This is a genomic window from Veillonella parvula (genome assembly GCF_032550495.1).
Taxonomy (GTDB): domain Bacteria; phylum Bacillota; class Negativicutes; order Veillonellales; family Veillonellaceae; genus Veillonella; species Veillonella parvula_G.
Map to the genome: position 1 here is coordinate 257,356 of NZ_JAWFZJ010000002.1, position 20,795 is coordinate 278,150.

At 39.8% G+C, this 20,795-nt stretch carries 20 protein-coding genes; 17 read left to right on the top strand and 3 right to left on the bottom strand.

What is annotated here, in order from left to right; genetic code table 11:
- Positions 1–254 precede the first annotated feature (254 nt).
- Entirely contained in the window at positions 255–1,703 is a 1,449-nt protein-coding gene (locus E6X37_RS05325) for an aminoacyl-histidine dipeptidase (RefSeq protein ID WP_038150378.1), read from the bottom strand.
- A 301-nt stretch (positions 1,704–2,004) separates the two neighbouring features.
- Between E6X37_RS05325 and E6X37_RS05330 the strand changes: the two genes are divergently transcribed.
- From E6X37_RS05330 to E6X37_RS05340, 3 genes are read left to right on the top strand one after another with little or no spacing between them, the layout of a single operon-like run.
- Entirely contained in the window at positions 2,005–3,456 is a 1,452-nt protein-coding gene (locus E6X37_RS05330) for a nicotinate phosphoribosyltransferase (protein WP_004697792.1), read from the top strand.
- A gap of 8 nt (positions 3,457–3,464) precedes the next feature.
- Complete coding sequence (nadE, locus tag E6X37_RS05335) at positions 3,465–4,232, top strand: NAD(+) synthase (protein ID WP_077708055.1); 768 nt, start codon at positions 3,465–3,467, stop codon at positions 4,230–4,232.
- A 38-nt stretch (positions 4,233–4,270) separates the two neighbouring features.
- Positions 4,271–5,248, top strand: a complete 978-nt coding sequence (locus E6X37_RS05340) for an asparaginase (RefSeq protein ID WP_316584274.1) — start codon at positions 4,271–4,273, stop codon at positions 5,246–5,248.
- 262 nt (positions 5,249–5,510) lie between these two features.
- Here the strand turns inward: E6X37_RS05340 and E6X37_RS05345 are convergent, their stop codons facing one another.
- Positions 5,511–6,287, bottom strand: coding sequence for an adenosylcobinamide amidohydrolase (locus tag E6X37_RS05345; protein ID WP_012863854.1), 777 nt, complete (start codon positions 6,285–6,287; stop codon positions 5,511–5,513).
- Positions 6,288–6,462: 175 nt separating this feature from the next.
- Between E6X37_RS05345 and E6X37_RS05350 the strand changes: the two genes are divergently transcribed.
- The 3 genes from E6X37_RS05350 to yfbR are packed head-to-tail and all read left to right on the top strand — an operon-like array spanning position 6,463 to position 8,891.
- On the top strand, positions 6,463–7,392 hold the full coding sequence (locus tag E6X37_RS05350) for a mechanosensitive ion channel family protein (protein ID WP_316584273.1): 930 nt from the start codon (positions 6,463–6,465) through the stop codon (positions 7,390–7,392).
- A gap of 25 nt (positions 7,393–7,417) precedes the next feature.
- Entirely contained in the window at positions 7,418–8,275 is an 858-nt protein-coding gene (locus E6X37_RS05355; protein ID WP_316584295.1) for a D-alanyl-D-alanine carboxypeptidase family protein, read from the top strand.
- Between the two features lie 25 nt (positions 8,276–8,300).
- Positions 8,301–8,891, top strand: a complete 591-nt coding sequence (gene yfbR, locus E6X37_RS05360; RefSeq protein ID WP_042466674.1) for a 5'-deoxynucleotidase — start codon at positions 8,301–8,303, stop codon at positions 8,889–8,891.
- A gap of 196 nt (positions 8,892–9,087) precedes the next feature.
- On the opposite strand, the gene E6X37_RS05365 is transcribed toward yfbR, so the two are convergent.
- Positions 9,088–9,972 (bottom strand): epoxyqueuosine reductase, encoded by an 885-nt coding sequence (locus E6X37_RS05365; protein ID WP_316584272.1) that lies wholly within the window; start codon positions 9,970–9,972, stop codon positions 9,088–9,090.
- Between the two features lie 155 nt (positions 9,973–10,127).
- On the opposite strand from E6X37_RS05365, the gene E6X37_RS05370 reads away from it, so the two are divergent.
- From E6X37_RS05370 to E6X37_RS05420, 11 genes are all read left to right on the top strand, one after another.
- A complete protein-coding gene (locus E6X37_RS05370) occupies positions 10,128–10,910 on the top strand; it encodes an FAD binding domain-containing protein (RefSeq protein WP_316689666.1) in 783 nt (260 codons plus the stop codon).
- Entirely contained in the window at positions 10,910–11,362 is a 453-nt protein-coding gene (locus tag E6X37_RS05375) for a (2Fe-2S)-binding protein (RefSeq protein WP_316584271.1), read from the top strand. The genes E6X37_RS05370 and E6X37_RS05375 overlap by 1 nt, the downstream gene beginning before the upstream one ends.
- Positions 11,362–13,659, top strand: coding sequence for a xanthine dehydrogenase family protein molybdopterin-binding subunit (locus E6X37_RS05380; RefSeq protein ID WP_316584270.1), 2,298 nt, complete (start codon positions 11,362–11,364; stop codon positions 13,657–13,659). The genes E6X37_RS05375 and E6X37_RS05380 overlap by 1 nt, the downstream gene beginning before the upstream one ends.
- Positions 13,660–13,700: 41 nt before the next feature.
- Positions 13,701–14,459: a selenium cofactor biosynthesis protein YqeC gene (gene yqeC, locus E6X37_RS05385; protein ID WP_278456672.1), complete on the top strand. Its 759-nt coding sequence runs from the start codon at positions 13,701–13,703 to the stop codon at positions 14,457–14,459.
- Between the two features lie 6 nt (positions 14,460–14,465).
- Positions 14,466–15,188 carry a nucleotidyltransferase family protein gene (locus E6X37_RS05390; protein WP_278456671.1) on the top strand — a complete coding sequence of 241 codons (723 nt, stop codon included), beginning with the start codon at positions 14,466–14,468 and terminating at the stop codon, positions 15,186–15,188.
- Positions 15,185–15,997 (top strand): selenium-dependent molybdenum cofactor biosynthesis protein YqeB, encoded by an 813-nt coding sequence (gene yqeB / locus E6X37_RS05395; protein WP_008602932.1) that lies wholly within the window; start codon positions 15,185–15,187, stop codon positions 15,995–15,997. Before E6X37_RS05390 ends, yqeB begins: the two co-directional genes overlap by 4 nt.
- Positions 15,981–16,709: an XdhC family protein gene (locus tag E6X37_RS05400; protein WP_008602931.1), complete on the top strand. Its 729-nt coding sequence runs from the start codon at positions 15,981–15,983 to the stop codon at positions 16,707–16,709. The genes yqeB and E6X37_RS05400 overlap by 17 nt, the downstream gene beginning before the upstream one ends.
- Positions 16,699–17,013, top strand: a complete 315-nt coding sequence (locus E6X37_RS05405) for an XdhC family protein (RefSeq protein ID WP_004693881.1) — start codon at positions 16,699–16,701, stop codon at positions 17,011–17,013. The genes E6X37_RS05400 and E6X37_RS05405 overlap by 11 nt, the downstream gene beginning before the upstream one ends.
- Positions 17,014–17,130: 117 nt before the next feature.
- A complete protein-coding gene (cdaA, locus tag E6X37_RS05410; RefSeq protein WP_008602928.1) occupies positions 17,131–17,943 on the top strand; it encodes a diadenylate cyclase CdaA in 813 nt (270 codons plus the stop codon).
- Positions 17,940–18,866, top strand: coding sequence for a CdaR family protein (locus E6X37_RS05415; RefSeq protein ID WP_012863867.1), 927 nt, complete (start codon positions 17,940–17,942; stop codon positions 18,864–18,866). The genes cdaA and E6X37_RS05415 overlap by 4 nt, the downstream gene beginning before the upstream one ends.
- A gap of 215 nt (positions 18,867–19,081) precedes the next feature.
- Positions 19,082–20,680: an NAD(P)/FAD-dependent oxidoreductase gene (locus E6X37_RS05420; RefSeq protein WP_278456669.1), complete on the top strand. Its 1,599-nt coding sequence runs from the start codon at positions 19,082–19,084 to the stop codon at positions 20,678–20,680.
- Positions 20,681–20,795: the final 115 nt, after the last annotated feature.

The window sequence follows — 20,795 nt, forward strand, 5'->3', positions numbered from 1 at the left end:
ATTATTTATAAATAAAATGATGCATTACATGTTGTCCACATATGAAAGAATACTCCTATGTGAATAAATATTTATTTGTATAGTTGAGAAATTTTTATAAAAAAATCCCTCCTACAAGATAATTCAGTTGGAGAGATTGGCTGAATTACTTGTAGGAGGGTTGGAGAGTCATTATTACATGGGTCTCGTAATTTGATGTGCTATTTGCTTATAGTATAACAAATTATACATCAAAAATATAGTAATTATTTATTTTATTGTAATTTTGCTAATAATGCTTTGAGGTACACATATACATTTTCAACAGAAGGTAAATGAACGCGTTCTGTTGGTGTATGAGGACTTACGATAGTAGGCCCAAAGCTAATCATTTGTGTATTTGGCAATACGCCTTTTAACAAACCACATTCGAGACCTGCGTGAATAGCATTTACATTAGCTGGTGTATCGAACATTTCGTTATGCAAGGAAATCGCTTGTTCTTCCAATTTTGAGCCTTTGTCGTATTCCCATGCTGGATATCCACCTGTACGCTCTGCAGCTACGCCAAGTGCTTTTGCAAGAAGCATCATTTTTTTCGTTAAGAATTCAAGACTATTGCTATTGGAACTACGAATAGAAATGAGTATTTCAATGGTATGTTGATTTTCACGTACGATAGCAATATTATTAGATGTTTCTACAAGGTTTGGGATAGACTTACTTACAGAATGAACCCCATCTTGTGCAAGATAGATATATGTAATAAGTGCTTCTGTTGTGTCTTCTGCATATACTATTTCAGGAGTAGGAACATCTTCAACTACAAATGTAAGGCCTGGATCCTGTACGCTATATTCGTGTTGGTATTGTTTTTCTTGGTATGCGAGCAATGTTTTAATGGCTGCCACATCTTCAGAGCGTACGGATAGTACAGCTACTGCCTTAGACGGGATTGCATTATGTTTTACGCCACCTTCGAAAGACGCTAAGCTAATAGGATATTGTTGTTGAATATCATAGAGTACACGGGTTAGTACTTGGTTTGCATTAGCTCGTTGCTCGTTGATTTCGATGCCGGAGTGCCCCCCTTTAAGACCGGTTACTGTAATGGATAAGCCCGCATCATAGCCTGGTAAATTGTTTTCGCGTAACAATGGAATTTTTACATGTACGTGGCAACCGCCAGCACAACTAACGGTGAAGTCATGTTCTACCTCTGTATCCAGGTTGAGTAAGTAGTCACCAGTTACTTGACCTTCTTTAATGGCAAAGGCACCATCCATACCAGTTTCTTCGTTGGTAGTGAATAATAATTGCATTGGTCCATGTTGTTGGCTTTCATCTTCAAGGAGAGCAAGCATCATAGCAGCACCCATGCCATTATCAGCACCTAATGTTGTATGGTCTGCGTGCATCCATTCGCCTTCGATGATATTAGCAATTGGATCTTTAGAGAAGTCGTGGTTAGAGTCATGGTCTTTAACACAAACCATATCAATATGACCTTGTAAAATGATGGATGGACGGTTTTCATAACCTGGAGATGCAGCTTTTTTGATAACTACATTAAAGATTTCGTCTTGATGAACTTCAAGACCTAAATTTTTAGCAAAGTTCACGATGTAATCGCTGATGCCTTTTTCATTGCCGGACTCACGAGGGATTTGGCTCATTTCTTTAAAAATTTCTAATACGCGTTTTGCTTGAACGATTGTTTCCATAATGGTACCTTTCATTCTCATGTAAAATAGATATGTATGTATTATTGAAAGCTTTTAAAACAATATAAAATAAAATATTATAGCGTAATGGTCGCTTGTTTTACAGTCTAGACTAGCTTCTTTCATACATACGAACTATATAAATTATTATTGTATATATATAGTTATATCACAATAAGGATTATTAGGATAGCTTATGCTAGGTGCTAGCTATATAGGAATAATATTGTATAATGAGGGTATACGAATAACGAATAACAATTAACTAAATTTCTATAGATTTTAGAAGGTTGGTGAACTAATGCAACATGAAAGCCGCAATATTAGCATGCTTATGGATTTTTATGAGATGACTATGGCACATGGCTACTTTACAAAATTAAAAAATGTGGATCGCGTCGCATTTGATGTTTTCTTTAGACGTAATCCAGACAAGGGCGGTTTTGCTATTTTTGGTGGTCTCGAACAAATCGTTGAGTACATTTTAAATTTACACTTTGATGAAAGTGATATCTCTTATTTACGGAGTCAGGGTATTTTTAGTGAAGAATTCTTAGCATATCTAAAAGATTTCTCTTTCACCGGTGATGTATATGCCTTCCCAGAAGGTTCTATCATCTATCCTAATGAACCTGTAATTACAATTGTGGCGCCTCTCATAGATGCACAAATCATAGAAACTGCAGTACTTACTATGATGAACCATCAATCTCTTATCGCCACAAAAGCTAATCGCATCGTTCGCGCTGCGGATGGGCGTATTGTGGCTGACTTTGGTGCTCGTCGTGCACATAATGTAGACGCTGCTGTATATGGTGCAAGAGCCGCTTATATTGGCGGTGTTCAGTCCACTGCAACCGTTTTGGCAGGTCAACAATTTGGCATTCCTGTCAGTGGGACTATGGCGCATAGTTGGGTCATGTACTATGGCTCTGAATACGATGCTTTCAAAGCCTATGCCGAAGTGTATCCAAATAATGCAGTATTCCTTGTTGATACCTATGATGTGTTAAACTCTGGCGTGCCCAATGCTATTAAGGTAGCAAAGGATGTATTGGAGCCAATGGGGAAACGCTTAAAAGGAATTCGCCTAGATTCTGGTGACCTTGCGTATTTGGCTAAAAAAGCACGGCGCATGCTAGATGATGCAGGTTTAGAGGATTGTAAAATCATGGCATCAAATAGCCTAGACGAGTATACAATTACATCTTTGCTAATACAAGGTGGGCCTATTGATATCTTTGGTGTAGGGGAACGCCTCATTACTTCTAAGAGTGACCCCGTATTTGGTGCGGTATATAAAATTGCTAGCATCGAGAAAGATGGTATGTGGGAACCTCGTATCAAGATTTCTGAAAGTGTAGAGAAAATTACTAATCCAGGTCTTAAAAAGGTATATCGTGTTTATAATGATAAAGGTCGTGCGATTGCAGATCTATTAACATTGTTGAGAGAGGTACCTGATACAGAGGAACCATATCGTTATATCGATCCTGAGCAACCTTGGCGTGAATTATATTTTGAAAATTGTACTTTTAAAGAGATGAAGCAGCTTATTATCAAGGATGGTAAATTAGTTGTGGACTTACCAACACTAGAGGAAATTCGAGCATATGTGCAAGATCAATTAGCTAATGAAATTTGGCCTGAAGAGCAACGCTTTGAAAATCCACATCGTCACTATCTTGATATGAGTCCTAGCTACTATCAATTGAAGATGGATTTATTGAACCGTATTTATCGGAAAAAGTAGGAGGGCCTATGTTAGAAAATCCACAAGCTACAAAGGATGCCCTCATTCAATGGATTCGAGATTATTTTGGTAAAAATGGTCCTAACTGTAGTGCTGTAGTTGGTATTTCAGGTGGTAAGGACTCGACTATCGTGGCAGCTCTTTGCAAAGAAGCTCTCGGTGCAGATCGCGTAGTTGGTGTTCTTATGCCAAATGGAGTGCAATCGGATATTGATGATGCTCAGACAGTGGTAAATCATTTAGGAATTCCGCACATGACGGTCAATATTGGTGCTGCCTATGAGGCGCTAACTCATGCTATCGTTCAGGCTAAGGGGTATGATGTTGTAACGGGGAGAACCGATTTATCTAAAGATGCTGCCATTAATACCCCGCCTCGTCTCCGGATGGCAACTCTCTATGCAGTAGGACAAAATTTACCAAATGGTGCTCGTGTAGCAAATACTTGTAATGGATCTGAAGACTACGTAGGATACTCTACAAAATACGGAGATAGTGCAGGTGATTTTAGCCCTCTCGCACAACTCGTAGTAGAAGAAGTTCGTCAAATAGGAAAACTTCTTGATATTCCATTGCACCTAGTTGATAAGGTGCCAAGTGATGGTCTCAGCGGTCAGTCCGATGAGGATAAATTAGGATTTACCTATGCTGTATTGGATCATTATATTAGAACTGGGGAAATTGAAGATCAAGCAACAAAAGAGCGAATCGACCATCTGAATCGAATTAATAAGCATAAATTAGAGTTGATGCCGTCATTTGACCCAAACCTTTAATTGATAGGGTGAAAATCTTGATTTATAGTGGAGGCAATATGGAGACAAAAATCGCTTTGATTGGTACTGGAGGAACTATTGCAGGAAAAGGTACTTCAAATACTGATTTAACAGGCTATACGGCAGGGGTGTTAGGACTTGACGAAATCTTAGCCTCCGTACCTGGTACAAAACCGTATGGTCCTTATACATATACTCAGTTTAGTAATATTGAAAGCTCCGATATTACCGTAAATCACTGGTTAGAACTTTCTAAGTTGGTGCAAAAATTGGTTAATCGAGATGATATCGGTGGTGTTGTTATTACTCATGGCACAGATAGCATGGAGGAGACGGCATATTTTCTGAATCTGACAGTTCATACAGACAAGCCAATTGTTATTACTGGATCTATGAGACCCTCAGGTGCTATTAGTGCAGATGGGCCAATTAATTTATTGCAAGCTATCCAAGTAGCGAGAACACCATCGTCTGTAGGTAAAGGTGTGATAGTCGTATTAAATGGCTACATTGATGGGGCAAGGGATGTATCTAAATGCAACACTACTAATGTAGCGACTTTTGATAGTCCATTAGTGGGGCATCTTGGTATTGTACAAGATGGTTTTGCCCACTATTATAAAGTGTCTACTCGGCGTCATACTCAAGACTCTGTATTTGATGTGAGTAAATTGTCTGAGTTACCTCGTGTAGTTATAATGACCTGCTATGGTGGTATGGATGATATGGTGCCTATGAGTGTAGTTGCTACAAATCCTGACGGTTTAATCTTAACAGGTCTTGGTCATGGTACAATCCCACAAAACGTACGTCAAATCACACAGAATACAAAGTTTCCAACGGTACGTGCTTCTCGTACCGGTAGTGGTATGGTATCTGCAGTGCCACAAGATGCACTGGCAAACTATCTAGTATGTGATACTTTAAGTCCACAAAAAGCGCGTATTTTATTGATGCTAGGGCTTACAAAAACTAAAAATTTTAAAAAGTTACAACAATTTTTCTATGATTATTAAAAGCACATAATATTCATGGAACATAATGATTCTTTGATCTAATAATTAATTTAATAAAAGTTGAGAAAATATCTCAAAATTTAATTTGATATTCATTTTCAAGAATTATACTACATGTAACAGTTTTATATGCAATAAACCGCACATTCCGATCGCCTAGGATGTGCGGTTTTTCATTTGTATTATATTTTTCATATATGAGTGGGGTGTTGAATGATAATTTGGGGGCATTCTAGATGTTTTTGGATATCACAAGATAGGATTATTCAGCTCCAATAGCATTTTCTAGTGCTCTTTGTACGCCTACATAGACGGCCTTGGCTAAAGTGTCTCCAAATAGTGAGAAGGAGCCAGCATCGGTTAAGATATCTCCATTTGTATCGATGGTGAGAACGATACCATCTGTAGAGGTACCTGTGGCAGATGTTTTGCGTTCTTTCGTAATTGCGTCAGGAATGTCTTCATTAATAAACGGATGGAGACGTACGCTTTCAACATTCCAATCTTGTAGGGCTGCGGTTTTAGCTTCGGTAATCGTCATGATAGCTTTTACCATAGCGCTATCTGTTAAAGCTTTATTTGTAAATACGAGGATATTAATTGTGCCTGGTACTATGAAGTCTCCATCACGCTCTTCATAACAATAACCTGTACCTGCGCGATGTGCCGTTTTTTCATAGCCTGCAGTCACGATAGTTTCTACGATAGTATCATGTTCTTCGACTTTGGCATAGGCGTGTAGATGCATTGTGGCAGACGTGAGAAGTGCTGTACTAAAATGAACAGGAGTATCAATATGCTCAAATTCTTGAGCCAAATAATCGGCTACAGAGCCACCGGGTAAATCTTTTTCTGTTTCGATTTGATATGTTAGCTGTTGGTTGCGTACCGCTAGCGTATGGTGATAGCCACCATTTAATTGTCCGCTCGAAAGAGAATAGTGGATATCGTCAAAGTGTACCGTAACGGAGTGTAACTCTCTAGTTACATAGCCTCCAGTAGCGAGCTCTTGGGGTGCTTCGTATAGATTTTTGAACATGTAAGTCTCCCTAGTTTTATGATTGTTATATATGGAATATAACGATATAATATCTTTATTATCGTATTGCAAATGCATATGTAAAATTATAGCATATATATTTACCGTTATTATATTGCTATTATGTTGTGATAGATATTTGTGATTGTATAGATTTATATTATGGATGGTTACTATGGCTAATTTCTTAAGTGCTGTTTCTGAATTTTTTTTTAAAGACGCTAATATATTAATTCAAATAAGGGACTGGTTTTTTGCACAAGCTGGAAATATTTTATTAGCACTAATTTTATTTTGGATTGGGCGATATGCTATTAAATGGGTAAAAGCTTTTGCCGTTCGCATTATGACAAAAGCTTCCTATGACTCAGCAGCAATGAGCTTTATCACTCAAATTATTAATTATGCCTTGCTAGTAGGGTTAGTGTTGATTTGCTTAAACCAAATCGGTATTCCTACAACATCCTTTATAGCTGCTTTTGGTGCGTTTGGTTTAGGTATTGGTCTCGCCTTACAGAATAACCTTTCTAACTTAGCATCTGGTTTATTGATTCTTATCTTCAAACCTTTTAGAGCGGGTCACGTTATTCAGGTCGGTGATGTAGTCGGCAGTGTTAAATCAATCCAATTTATGTATACAGTTATTACTACAAAAGATCAAAAGAATGTATACATACCTAACTCTCTTCTTACATCACAAGCTGTAACTAACATTGTTTATACTACAGAACGGGTTATCCCATTTACGTTTGACATTGGTTATAATAATGATCATCATGAGGCAATCAAAATCTTAAAAAATATTTTTGCAGCAGATAAACGCGTCCTTAATCCGAAGAATATGGAAATAGGTATTTCTGAATTTGGAGATAATTCTGTACGAATTGCTGCTTATGCTCGTGTTAAGTCGAATGATTTTCTCGATGTTCAATATAGCATTATGTCTGATGTAAAAGATGCCTTTGATAAATATGGCATCGATATTCCATATCCTCAACGTGTAGTATATATTCAAAATGTAGATACATCGACAGGTGAAATTAAAGGAACAAAGAAAAAAGCAACTACTACAAATGTAGAAATAGATAATAGTCTTGAAAGTTAGGATCCTGGAAGGTAGAACGAGAGTGATGACACTTTTAACGACGAATATTCATATGTTTTATAAGAAACTGGCATTGGCTATAACTTTTATAGGAATCATATTTATAGGTGCTAGTGTTGCTCAAGCTGCATACATTGCACCTCCTTCTACTGTTGGTGAGGCCGTAGTCCTCATTGATGCAGATACAAAAGAAATTTTATTTGCAAAGAATCCAGATAAGTGGATGCACCCAGCTAGTACTACAAAAATGGTCACCTTGTTAACTGCCTTAGAACTGAAGGGCACACAGCTTGATGAATTAGCTACTATAAGTAGCTATGCAACGAGCATGGAAGAATCAAACCTTGGGGTTCGCGTAGGCGATCAGATTACATTGGAAGGTGTTCTTGAAGGTATGATGGTTGCTAGTGGTAATGATGCGGCCGTTGTTGTAGCTGAAAATGTAAGTGGTTCTGTAGGTAAATTTGCTAAGGATATGACTCGCATTGCTGCAAAAGCGGGTGCAAAGAATAGTGTGTTCTTGAACCCTCATGGATTAACACAAAAGGGTCACCATTCTACGGCTCGTGATTTAGCGATGATTGCAGCCTATGGCATGAAATACCAAATGTTCCGTGACAAGGTTGCTAATGATTATTACAAGGTGCCGTATCAAAACCGTGCACCAGAAACAATTCGTACTACAAACCATTTTATTCGCAATAAATATCCAGGTGCAAATGGCTTGAAAACAGGTTTTACAAATGCAGCAGGAGAATGTTTGATTGCGTCTGCCACACGGAAGGGCCATACTATGATTGTAGTTATGCTTAATGATGATAATCGTTGGGAAGAAGCTGTACAATTCCTTGATTATGGATTTAAACTCCGTGGGGTAATTTAAGGACCTATTGTGTAATGGGGGACATATGAGTTCATTTTTTGCATTTTTAAAACGCATGCGCTTTATCAATCGATGGAGCCTCATGCGAAATACGGAAATAGAAAATATTCAAGAACATAGCCTTGAAGTGGCTATGGTAGCGCACAACTTAGGGGCCATAAAAAATGAATACTTCGGTGGGAATGTAGATATCAATAAGGTAGCTGTCATAGCTATGTATCATGAGGTGAGCGAAATCTTTACAGGAGATATGCCGACACCAATCAAGTATTTTGATCCAAAGTTGCGGGAACTGTATGGTGAGGTTGAAACTTTGGCGCAAGAAAAAATGCTATCAACCTTGCCAGACCGGTTACAATCTGTTTATAAGCCTATACTTGTTGATGCAGAGGCTAGTCCAGAATGGCCTCTCGTTAAGGCTGCCGATATAATTTCAGCCTATATGAAATGCGTCAAAGAGCTCAAGGCAGGGAATGATGAGTTTAAAGAGGCACATGACTCTATCTTAGCTAAGTTGAAAAATCTAAATATGCCTGAGGTAGATATGTTTCTTGAAATATATATCCCTGCTCTTGGTAAGAGTTTGGATGAGTTGAACTATTACGAAATTAAATAATTACTAAAAGAGACGACTTCTTGAACTGCACTCCCAAAATTGGACACAATTTGGGGGGGTGTAGTTTATTTTGGCCGTCTCTTTTTGATTCTAAAAATTTGTAGATTATTTTGCTAATGCTTTATCAAATTTTTGTTAGTTTGCTTAATAAAAATTATTATAAGTGTATTTGTTAATTATTATGTCTTATTGTGTGTTATAGTTTACTTTTTCTATCTATAATCTCTTGATTTCTCATTAGTATTTTTTTACCTCGCCACGAGAAGGCTCGACGGCCGTATTTTGCTTTGAATTCTTTGTTCGTTAGTGCTTCTAGTTCGTCTATATTGACATACGGCTCTATCTGTTGAAATTCAGGGATAGGCGTAGTTGGAATATCTTTATTGTGAGGACACACCTCTTGGCATACATCACAACCAAATACGAGTGGAGTTTTAGCGAGGATATTTTCCTCTTCATCAGTGAGCTCTCCTTTTTTCTGCGTCAAGAAGCTTTTACAAGTGTTGTATTTAAAATCGTCATGGCCTAAACATTGACCTAAGCACGCTGTAATACAACGATTGCATCCCATGCAGGACTGCTCAAGGGGGGAATTTGGCTCGAGCTCTAGTGTTGTTAAAATTGTGCCAATAACGACATAAGAACCCCACTTAGGACTGATAAAACAGTTGTTCTTTCCATAAAAGCCGAGACCTGCTAAGTAGGCCATGTACCGATCGGCTAAAGGAGAGGTATCGCAATGAATGGAGAACTGAGCCGAGTCATCAATTATTTGTAATCTTTCAATAAGACGTTCTAAATATTCATTAATGATTAGGTGATAATCTGTAGACCATGTATAGCGAGATAGATTGGATTGGCCTTTGTGTTCTACATGGTATGGGAATAGACAAACGATGGCACTTTTCGGTATGAATTGCTTCGTTCCTAGTAGCCTTGCTTCTACATCTGCCGTAGTGAAGGGGCATGGGTTGCTTTCAAATAAAATAGTTCTGGCTTGTTCAGGCAGTGGCCATGAGGCAATTCCAAATTCATAAATATGTAATTCTTTGCAAATTTGCTGTAAATTTATATCTTTCATCGTAGATTTAGTGGTAAATAATTGGTAAAATAAAAGTATAAGAAATGCGTGAGATTCTATAGATCTTTATTATGTTTGTAGTTTGGTGATAACTGTATTTTTATAGTTAGCACCGTAATTCTGTTAGTATTAGTATACCATTGAGAGGACAGATTATGTTAGCATTTATGAAAGTATTACAACCGAAGACGGTGGAAGAGGCTTATGAATTAGCCACAAAGAACAAAACTGCTCCTATGCTAGCGGGAGGCTGTTGGCTGCGTCTAGGACGACGTACTTGGCCATCAGTGATTGATATGGCAGGTCTTGATTTGCGTTATGTTCGTGAAGAAGATAAGGAGTTTGTAATTGGCGCTATGGCGACACAAGGAGATGTGGAACGTTTTCAGCCATTACAACAATTCTGTGGCGGAGCCGTAGTTAAAGGCGTCAAGGAGATTCTTGGTGTTCAATTTAGAAATACTGCTACCATGGGCGGTTCTGTAGCAAGTAAATTTGGCTTCTCAGATATCATTCCTGCTTTATTGGCAGTACATGCAGACATCGTAACCTTTAAAGGTGGTCGTATGTCCATGCAAGACTATATGAAATATAGAGAACGTGATATTCTCGTGGAAATTCGCATCCCTAAAGTAGATGTACCTGTAGCTGTTGAAGCTCTTCGCATCTCTCGTGGCGACTTCCCATTATTAACAGGTGCTCTTCGCCATGACGAAAAAGGCGTTGAATTGTACATTGGTACAAGACCTGGTACACCTCAATTAGCAGAAAAAGCAAGTGCTTTACTTTCAGAAAAAGGATTGTCTGCAGCAAAAGAAGCAGGTCAATTGGCATCTGAAGAGCTAGTTTATCAATTTAATTCCCATGCGTCCAAAGAATACCGCATGGAGATGGTAAAAGCAATGGTTCAACGCTTAGCTAAGGAGGTGGCACAATAATGGAACTCGTACTTAATATTAATAACAAAAATGTAACTGTTAATGTGCCAACTGATGAGATGTTGTTAGATACATTGCGCAATCTTGGCTATTACAGTGTCCGCTGTGGCTGTGACACCACAAACTGTGGCCTTTGCACTGTATGGGTAGATGATGAAATCATCTTGTCTTGTGCGTATCCTTCCTTCCGTGCACCAGGTCATAAGATCACTACATTAGAAGGCTTACAAGAGGAAGCTGAATTATTGGCAGCTTGTATCGCAAGTGAAGGCGCAGATCAGTGTGGTTTTTGTACAACTGGCATGATGATGAGTGCTATCAATTTGAAACGCAAAAATCCAAAGGCTAGCGATGATGAAATTCGCGAATACCTTATAGGTAACTTGTGCCGCTGTACTGGTTATGAATCACAACTTCGAGGAGTTCGTAAATTCTTAGAAGGAGGCCTATAATGATGAACAAGCATATTGGTAAGTCTTATGACAAAGTTGACTCAAAAGGTATTTTGTCTGGTAAACCGTCTTATACTGGCGATTTTGTTCCCAAAGATGCGCTTGTTATTAAGGTTCTTCGTAGCCCTCATGCTCAAGCGCGCATCAAATCTATTGATACATCTAAAGCTAAATTGATCCCTGGCATAGAAGCTATTTTTACTTATGAAGATGTGCCTAATACGCGATTCACATTAGCAGGTCAAACATATCCAGAGCCATCCGCTTATGATGCGCTCATCTTAGACCCTGTAGTTCGTTATGTTGGAGACGAAGTAGCTCTCATCGTAGCAAAAGATGAAGCTACAGCGCTAAAAGCTATGCCTCTTATCAAGGTTGAGTACGAAGTACAGAAACCTGTGCTTGATATGCACACTGCTATCGACCATGAAACTATAGTACATCCTGAAGATGATATTCACAATAATATCCCTGTAGGACAAGATTACAAACGCAATATTTGCGTATCCTATCACAAACGGGTAGGAGATGTGGAAGCAGAACTTGCTAAATGTGATTACGTGGCAGAAGGCACATACTTTGACCAGGCCACACGCCAAACAGCGATGGAACCATTCCAAAGCTTTGGATATATAGATGCGCTAGGTCGTGTAGTTATTGTATCCTCTACACAAATCGTATTCCATGTACGCCGTCACATCGCTCGTGCACTCGGTATTCCGGCCACAAAAGTCCGTGTTATTAAACCTCGTATCGGCGGCGGTTTCGGCTCTAAACAAACGGCTTGTACAGAAATTATGACGGCCTTTGTAGCGTGGACATTGAAAAAACCTTGTTATCTCTTATACGATCGTACAGAAGCACAAACTTGCTCTACTACACGTCATGCTCGTGAATGGAAAATCCGTGTAGGTGCTACAAAAGATGGCATTATTAAAGTTATTGATATGGACTCCATCACAGCCGCTGGTGCACATGCAACTCATTGCTTCACTACTACAACGGCTGGCGAACATAAATCTGTACCTTTGTACAACAAAGCGACTGCTGTTCATTATGGTACAGAGGGTGTGTATACTAACCAAACTCCTGGTGGTGCTTTCCGTGGGTATGGTGCAACAGAAGCATTGTGGCCATTAGAATGTGCAGTAAACCAGTTAGCTGATAAGATGGGGATTGATCCAGCTGAGTTACGTCAGAAGAACTTAATAGCGGAAGGTGAACAAAGCTTAGTATATGCTCCAGATGAATATCTTGATTCTGGTCTTTTCCAAGATACCGTAAATCGCGTAAAAGAAATGGCTCGTTGGGATGAACGCCCTCATTCTTGGGATATCGATGAGCGCTATCGCGGTGGACTTGGCATGGCTTTAGCATTACAAGGCTCTGGTGTCGCAAATATCGATGTGGCGTCTGTTGAAATTCGCCTTGGTGACGATGGTAATTATACATTGTATACTGGGTCTTCTGATATGGGCATGGGGTCTAATACCGTATTGACTCAAATGGCCTGTGAAGTAATCGGCTGTCCTATGGAATATATGACTGTTATTGAATCAGATACAGATATCGTACCATTCGATCCAGGGTCCTACGCATCTAGTACAACCTATGTAACAGGTACTGCTGCTAAGATGGCAGCAGAAGAATTGCGCACTAAGATTATTGCTAAATTCGCTCAATTCTTTGAAACTGACGTTGAAAACGTTGACTTTGACGGCGTTGTAGCTACCACAAAAGATGGTGCTAAAACAATGGATATCCATCAATTGGCACCAAAATTATTAGTTGGTGTTAATGCGGAGCAATTGTCTGGTTTTGCTACATGGGGCAGTCATACGTCCCCACCTCCATTTATGGCATCTATTGCTGAGGTGAAGGTAGATAAACAAACAGGTAAGGTTATTCCTCTTCATTTCTATTCTTGTGTTGATTGTGGTACGGTTATCAACCCTAAATTGGCTCGCGTTCAAGTTGAGGGTGGTGTGGTACAAGCTATCGGCATGGCTTTATATGAAGATGTACGCTATTCCAACAATGGTCGCTTGGAAACAAACAATCTTATGACTTATAAAATCCCAACCCGTCAGGATATTGGTGAATTACATACAGACTTTGTAGAATCTTACGAGCCTACAGGTGGTTTCGGAGCAAAATCTATTGGTGAGGTTGTCATCAATACGGGGTGCCCTGCTATTCAACATGCCATTAAAAATGCAGTTGGTGCGGATATTCGTACATTACCTATGACACCTGAAAAGGTATTTATGGCTATGGACGAGAAATATAAAGTATAGAGATTTCTAGTTCTTTTTACTTTCTAAGGAGGCCTGGTTCTATGACATCACAAACATCCTATTGGAATCGATTGATTCAGCCGGGAATCGTTGCCCTTGTTGGGGCAGGCGGTAAAACGACTGTGCTTTCAAAACTAGTAGAATATGGACGGCTGAAAGGTCAGCCCATCGTAGTTACGACTACGACTCGACTTTATGAGTCTCAGGTGGCTCATTATGAACCGATTTATACTCATAATATTAATGAAGCTGATGAGTATTGTACTGACCGACTTTTACATGGCTATTGTGGTGCGTGGTTCGCTGGAATTACAGGAACAAAAGTAGACTCCTTAGATTGTGATCTTATCGATGGTTTATCCAAGTTACATCCCAATTGGCAAATTGTTGTAGAAGCAGATGGGGCGAAGGAAAAATGGCTCAAGGCACCTAAGACGACCGAACCTGTCATTCCATCTCTTACAAAGACTACGATTGGCCTCGTGAATCTACAAATGCTAGGGGCCCCGTTAGATGATGAGCACGTACATAATATCGAGCTTGTTCAAGATATTGTAAAACGCGATATGGGGGCTATTGTAACTCCTCGTATGTTGGCTGATCTTGTTTTGCATAGGCAAGGTTTATTCCAATACAGTAAAGGTAAGAAAATACTATTCTGTACTGGTTATGAAACAGTACAACATCGCATTATCGATGATTTTATTGATCATATTGTTGATAGTGATATTACGGCTATCATTTTGGCTGATGGATATAAAGCAAGTTGTGAAATCCGTCGCATTATTCAATGTCGGTAGGTACTCATGACTATTATGAAGGCAAATTGTAACACCGCTTTTAGTCCCATGAGAGACCCCATAGACCGTCATCCTTTGCATATTGGCATTGTCCTCCTTGTGGGAGGACAATCCAAGCGTATGGGATGTAATAAGCAACTCTTGCCCTGGCGTGGTAAGACTGTTCTAGATGCGGTCTGTGGGGCTCTTCAAGGTGGATGGGGTGGACAGGTGGCTTCTACTGTATCGTGTAGGCTACCTTTTGTGGCGGTTACTGGTGATGATCATGAGAAATTAGAACCAATTGTCACAAACTATGGTTTTGAAGCCATTCGAAATGACCATCCTGAACTAGGGCAAGGCGTATCCATAGCGATGGGAGTACGTCATTTGATGAATACGTCATCCATACCGCTAGACGGTATTCTCTGTTCAGTAGGAGATCAACCACTTCTGACGAGTGCTGTTGTACACGAGGTCATTCGTGCGTTTAACGAAAACTTTCATCCGAAAACTATCGTCGTTCCACATTATGGGGCAAATTATCACTCGGGAAATCCCGTTCTCTTTGGTTCTCATTGGTTTGATTATTTACAACAGATTCAAGGGGATCAAGGGGGTAAGACCATTATTCATGGTGATGGTAAAGCCCATGTCGTGAAATTATGGATTAGTGATGATATTGGCGACGATATCGATACACCCGATGATTTTGAGCGTTTGAAACATCGTGAAAGTGAGGCATTATGAAACCATTGGTACTCATGCGTGGAGGCGGAGACATTGCTTCCGGCGCTGTATATAGATTGAGACGGGCGGGCTATCCCGTTGTAATTAGTGAAATAGCGATTCCTACCATGATTCGCCGCGAAGTATGTTACGGTAATGCGGTTCATCGTGGAGAGATGATTTTGGAACGTTTTGTTGCTCGTCATGTGTCTCTTAGTGAAGTGAAGGATACATTGGCACAGGAAATCATCCCCGTTGTTACTAGCTCATATGAGGAATTATTGGACACTTTAAAACCAGAGATTGTAGTCGATGCTATTTTGAGTAAAAAGAATCTTGGTACAAAACGGGATGATGCAGATCTCGTTATCGGTGTGGGCCCTGGATTTATTGCTGGAGAAGATGTAGATGTAGTCATTGAAACGATGCGTGGTCATTCATTAGGTCGCTGTATCTATGATGGACCAGCTCAACCTAATACAGGTATCCCTGGAAATGTAGGTGGCTACACTCATGAGCGCGTTATTCATTCTCCAAAGGCTGGACTATTTACAGCAAAACGTCATATTGGGGATTCTGTACAAGCTAATGAAGTAATTGGTTATGTTGATGAAGAACCAGTAAGAGCGAAAATTACAGGTATTCTACGAGGCATTTTAAAAAGTGGGCTCATCGTATCAGATCATTTTAAGTTGGCTGATGTGGATGCTCGTTGTGAAGAGTCTCATTGCTATAGTATTTCAGATAAATCCCTTGCTGTCGGTGGAGGTGTATTAGAGGCTGTTACCGCTTGGGATTATGAAAGGAATCTAGATGGAAACAATTTATGATGTGATGAAAGATCGTCTACAGGTTACTGAAACTACTGTGATGGTTACTGTTCTATCCGGTCCTCGTCAAGGGGATAAGACTATTTATGCTGAAGATGGAAGGGTTCTATACGGAACTCCTATTGAAGGGTTTACTGTAGATAAAGCAAAGCTAAATTCTCTATGCATGGTAGGCGAAATGGAGTGTTTCGTACAACCTGTAGAAAATGATCCGTCAGTTCTCGTATTAGGCGCAGGTCATGTTAGCCGAGCGATTACAGATTTGCTGCTGTTTATTGGATGTCGTGTTACAGTCGTAGATGACCGTCCAGAATATGTAGTTCCTGAATTCTTTGATGAACGTGTCATACGTAAATGCTTACCTTTAGAAAACTTCAAGAACGATTTACCTCTTGATGAATATACTGGTTTTATCATTGTGACACGTGCTCATGAGTACGATAATATATGCTTAGAGCAATTACGAGGGTACTTGCCTACCTATATGGGCGTTATGGGCAGCCAAAAACGCATCCATCACGCTTTTGAAGTGTTGCGTGAGCAGGGATGGACTCAAGATGAGTTAGATATGGTATATGCGCCTATTGGTCTAGATTTAGGAGCTCAAACGCCTGAGGAAATTGCATTATCTATCGTTAGTGAATATTTGGCAGTGGTGCGTGGAAAAAAAGGCGGCTCATTGCGGAAAGGTAGAGTGATCCATGAATCGTGAGTTTATTGAATACCTTAGTGAACGTAAAAACGAAACCTTAGCAGTAGCCACTATTTTATATACTTGTGGATCCACACCTCGTAAAGCTGGTACATCTATGGTTGTATTTCCTGATGGATCTATTTTTGGTACTATCGGCGGCGGACGTGCGGAAAATGAAATCCGCCTAAGTGCGGTGGACTCTTTGAATAAAAAAGAAGCTCACCGTCGTATCGATGTTCATCTCGATGATGACGTAGCTGTTAAAGAAGGCATGGTTTGTGGGGGCCAAATGGATGTTTGGATTGAAACACAAAACATCTAATAAAAATCTCATTCAGCGTTTGTTTATAAATTTACAGTACTCTCAAAATGAGTTAAAATATAAGGTACAGTCAAAGAATTGATTGTACCTTATTATTTTGTATAAGGAGCTATTTTTATGCATATTGACGCACTTATACATACCTTTAGGCTTCTTGATATTGTTGATATCATAATCGTTGCTATTGGTATTTACTATTTATATAAATTGCTTAAAGATACACGGGCCGTTTCTCTTTTAAAAGGTCTCGTTATATTGGCAATTTTTAATTTATTGAGTCATCTGTTAAATCTATACGTTATCAACTGGATTTTGCAACAAAGTATGACTGTTCTTCTCTTTGCGTTACCCGTTGTATTCCAACCTGAATTGCGTCGTGCTCTAGAACAATTGGGGCGTGGCCGAATTTTCAGCAAGGCACAAAATGTAAACGAAGAAGAAATGGATATGGCCATTAATGAAGTGATGGCTGCGGCTCGCGTTATGTCTCGCGAACATACGGGGGCACTTATCGTTTTTGAACGTGAAGTAGGTCTCAATGACTTTGTAGATACTGGTATTCTTATCGATGCTGTATTGAGTCGCGAGTTGATTAAAAATATCTTTGTTCCTAGTACACCGCTTCATGATGGGGCCTTGATTATTCGTGATGGGCGAATCCGTGCAGCGGGCTGCTTGTTGCCGTTGACTGAGGACCGCACATTGAGTACCGAACTAGGTACACGTCACCGTGCAGCTATTGGCTTATCTGAGCAAACAGACGCTGTGGTAGTCGTTGTCAGTGAGGAAACAGGGACCATCTCTTATACATATGGGGGTCATATTTATCGCCATTTACCAGAGGATCAAATTAAAGAGGCATTGCGCACCTTTATGGAACGCCCTCGTCAAACCATTACTAGTATGTGGAAATGGAGGGCAAATAAATGATGATTCATTTGAAACGCAATTGGCCTGCTAAATTATTATCCTTGTTAGCAGCTATCGTTATGTGGTTCTTTATTATGCGCGATCAGAACCCTGTGATGGAAGTAACCTATACAATACCTGTACAGGTTCAAAATCTTAATTCTGGCTATATCATAGAAGATGCACCAGATGTGGTCCGTGTTGTTCTGGCTGGTCCACGTGATACCATTATGTCTATGAAATCAGATAATTTACGGGCTTATATTGATGCATCTGGTGTAAAACCAGGTCAAAATAATGTAACTATTAATTTTACGCCTCCGGCAGGGATGAATCTTGTGGAGGTTAAACCAGATACCATCACTATCAATGTTGATGAATATGCAGAGAAAACGATTCCTGTTGAAATAGTTCCAATCGGCAAGTTCTCTGATGATATTGCTTTGAAATCGGTAACGATTGTGCCGAAAGAGGTAACTGTTTCTGGTCGTAAGCAACAAGTTAATGCAGTGAGCAAGGTTGTCATGAAAGTCAATGTGGCTGGTCAAACGAAGAACTTTAGCGCTGTTAGTACCTTAGAAGCTTGGGATACGGCAGGTAATGTACTAGATGTACATATTAATCCAAACCAAGGTCAAGCACAATATGAACTTAACTTATTACGTAAAGAAAAGGCGGTTCCTATTACTGTTCCGACTGTTGGTACAGTAGCAGAGGGTTATGAAGTTAAATCCACGTCTGCTACACCAACGCAACTAACGGTTACTGGTCGTGAAGAAATGATTGATTCCGTTACAGAAATACAAACAGAACCTATTGATGTGTCGGGTGCTACTGAAACTGTACAGGGTAACTATAATTTAGTATTACCGAATGGTGTTAATAGCAATACCACAACGGTACGGGTGAAAGTAGAAATACAAAAGAAAGTACTTAATGGATGATAAGTTTTTATGAGGCTTTGAAATCTTGCGACAAAGACCCTAATAGAGTGAATATTTCTCTATTAGGGCCTTTTTATGATTTATATATTAGCTTTTATAGTAGTGTTGTATAATAAAGATGTATGACTATTTTCTTACAGATCAAGTGGTAAAGAATTTTGGTCAAAGATTAAAGAAGTAGGCTCACCTAAAAGGGAGGCTTTAATAGGAAAGCTATGATTAGAATAATAAATCTCCGCGTGGCTGTTACGGTTAAGTCGGATATCAAAAGTATTGTAGAAAAGAAATATCCCCCGTTACGTGGCGCTATCGAAACGATTCATGTTGTTCGACGTGCCGTAGATGCCCGTAAGAAGCCAAACATTGTTTTTGTATATACCCTATTCATTGAGGTTCATAATGAAGCTCAAGTCATGAAAAAGCTTGGTAAAGAAAAGGATATATCTGTATTTGCTGCAGAAGATCCAGAACCTATTGTTTTTGGGTCCGTACCATTAGCTCATCGTCCTGTAGTTATGGGCTTTGGCCCTGCGGGGATGCTTGCAGCCTTTTACTTAGCTCGTGAAGGCTATCGCCCAATCGTGCTTGAACGCGGTCAAGATGTAGATACACGTAGTCATGATGTAGAGACATTTTGGAAAAAGGGCATATTTAAGCCTGAGTCCAACGTACAATTTGGGGAAGGCGGCGCAGGAACTTTTTCCGATGGTAAGTTGACAACTCGCATTACCCATCCGCGTTTACATGAAATATCTAAATACTTTGTAGAGTTTGGTGCGCCTGAAGAAATCTTATATAAACATAAACCTCACGTAGGTACTGATAAATTGCGTACCATGGTAAAAGCCATGCGTGAGCGCATCATCGAATGGGGCGGTGAAGTCCGCTTTGGTTCTAAGGTAACAGATTTATTTATTGAAAATGACCGTATCGTAGGCGTTGAAGTTAATGGTAGTGAGCGTATTGATACGACTGTTGTTTTGTCTGGTGTAGGCCATAGTGCACGTGACACATATGAAATGCTTTATAAACGCAATGTGGAAATGACGGCAAAACCATTTGCTATTGGTGTTCGTATTGAGCATGATCAGGCTGTAATTGATGAGTCCCAATATGGTGTAGAACCATCTAGTTTGGGCCTCGGTGCAGCAGAATATTCTCTCGTATACCACGATAAAGAATCAGGCCGTACTGCATATAGCTTCTGTATGTGCCCAGGAGGTCAAGTAGTAGCATCTGCCTCTGAAGAAGGTGGCGTTGTCGTAAATGGCATGAGCTTATACGCTCGGAACAGCGGTGTTGCTAATAGTGCTATCGTGGTTAACGTAGGTCCAGATGACTTTGGTACTCATCCATTAGATGGCGTTGCATTCCAACGAGAATGGGAACAAAAGGCCTATGAGTTGGGCGGATCTAATTTCCATGCACCTGCACAAACAGTAGGGCAGTTTTTAGGGCTTTCACAAGCACCTAGTGTACAAAATAGTATATATAGCTACGAGCCAGGTGTCGTGAATTGCGATTTACATGATTGCTTGCCACCGTTCGTCACATCCGTATTAGAGCGGGCCTTGCCATACTGGGGTCGTCGTATCCGTGGATTCGATAATCCTGCGGTGTGTATGACAGGCGTTGAAACGCGCACCTCTGCACCGCTTCGTATGGGACGCAATGAAGAACGCATTTCTCCTACTGTAGGAGGTTTCTATCCTATGGGTGAGGGGGCTGGCTATGCAGGGGGAATTATGAGTGCTGCCCTTGATGGTGCGGAAACGGCCATTTTATGTATGGCAAAATACGCAAAACCTAATTAGTGGGAAATTATACTGATGGATTGAATTACAGTATAGATTCATACTATTTATGTAATATAGATGTGACTTTATAGTAGGTATGCTTTCTATATTATGATATAATACACAACAGTAA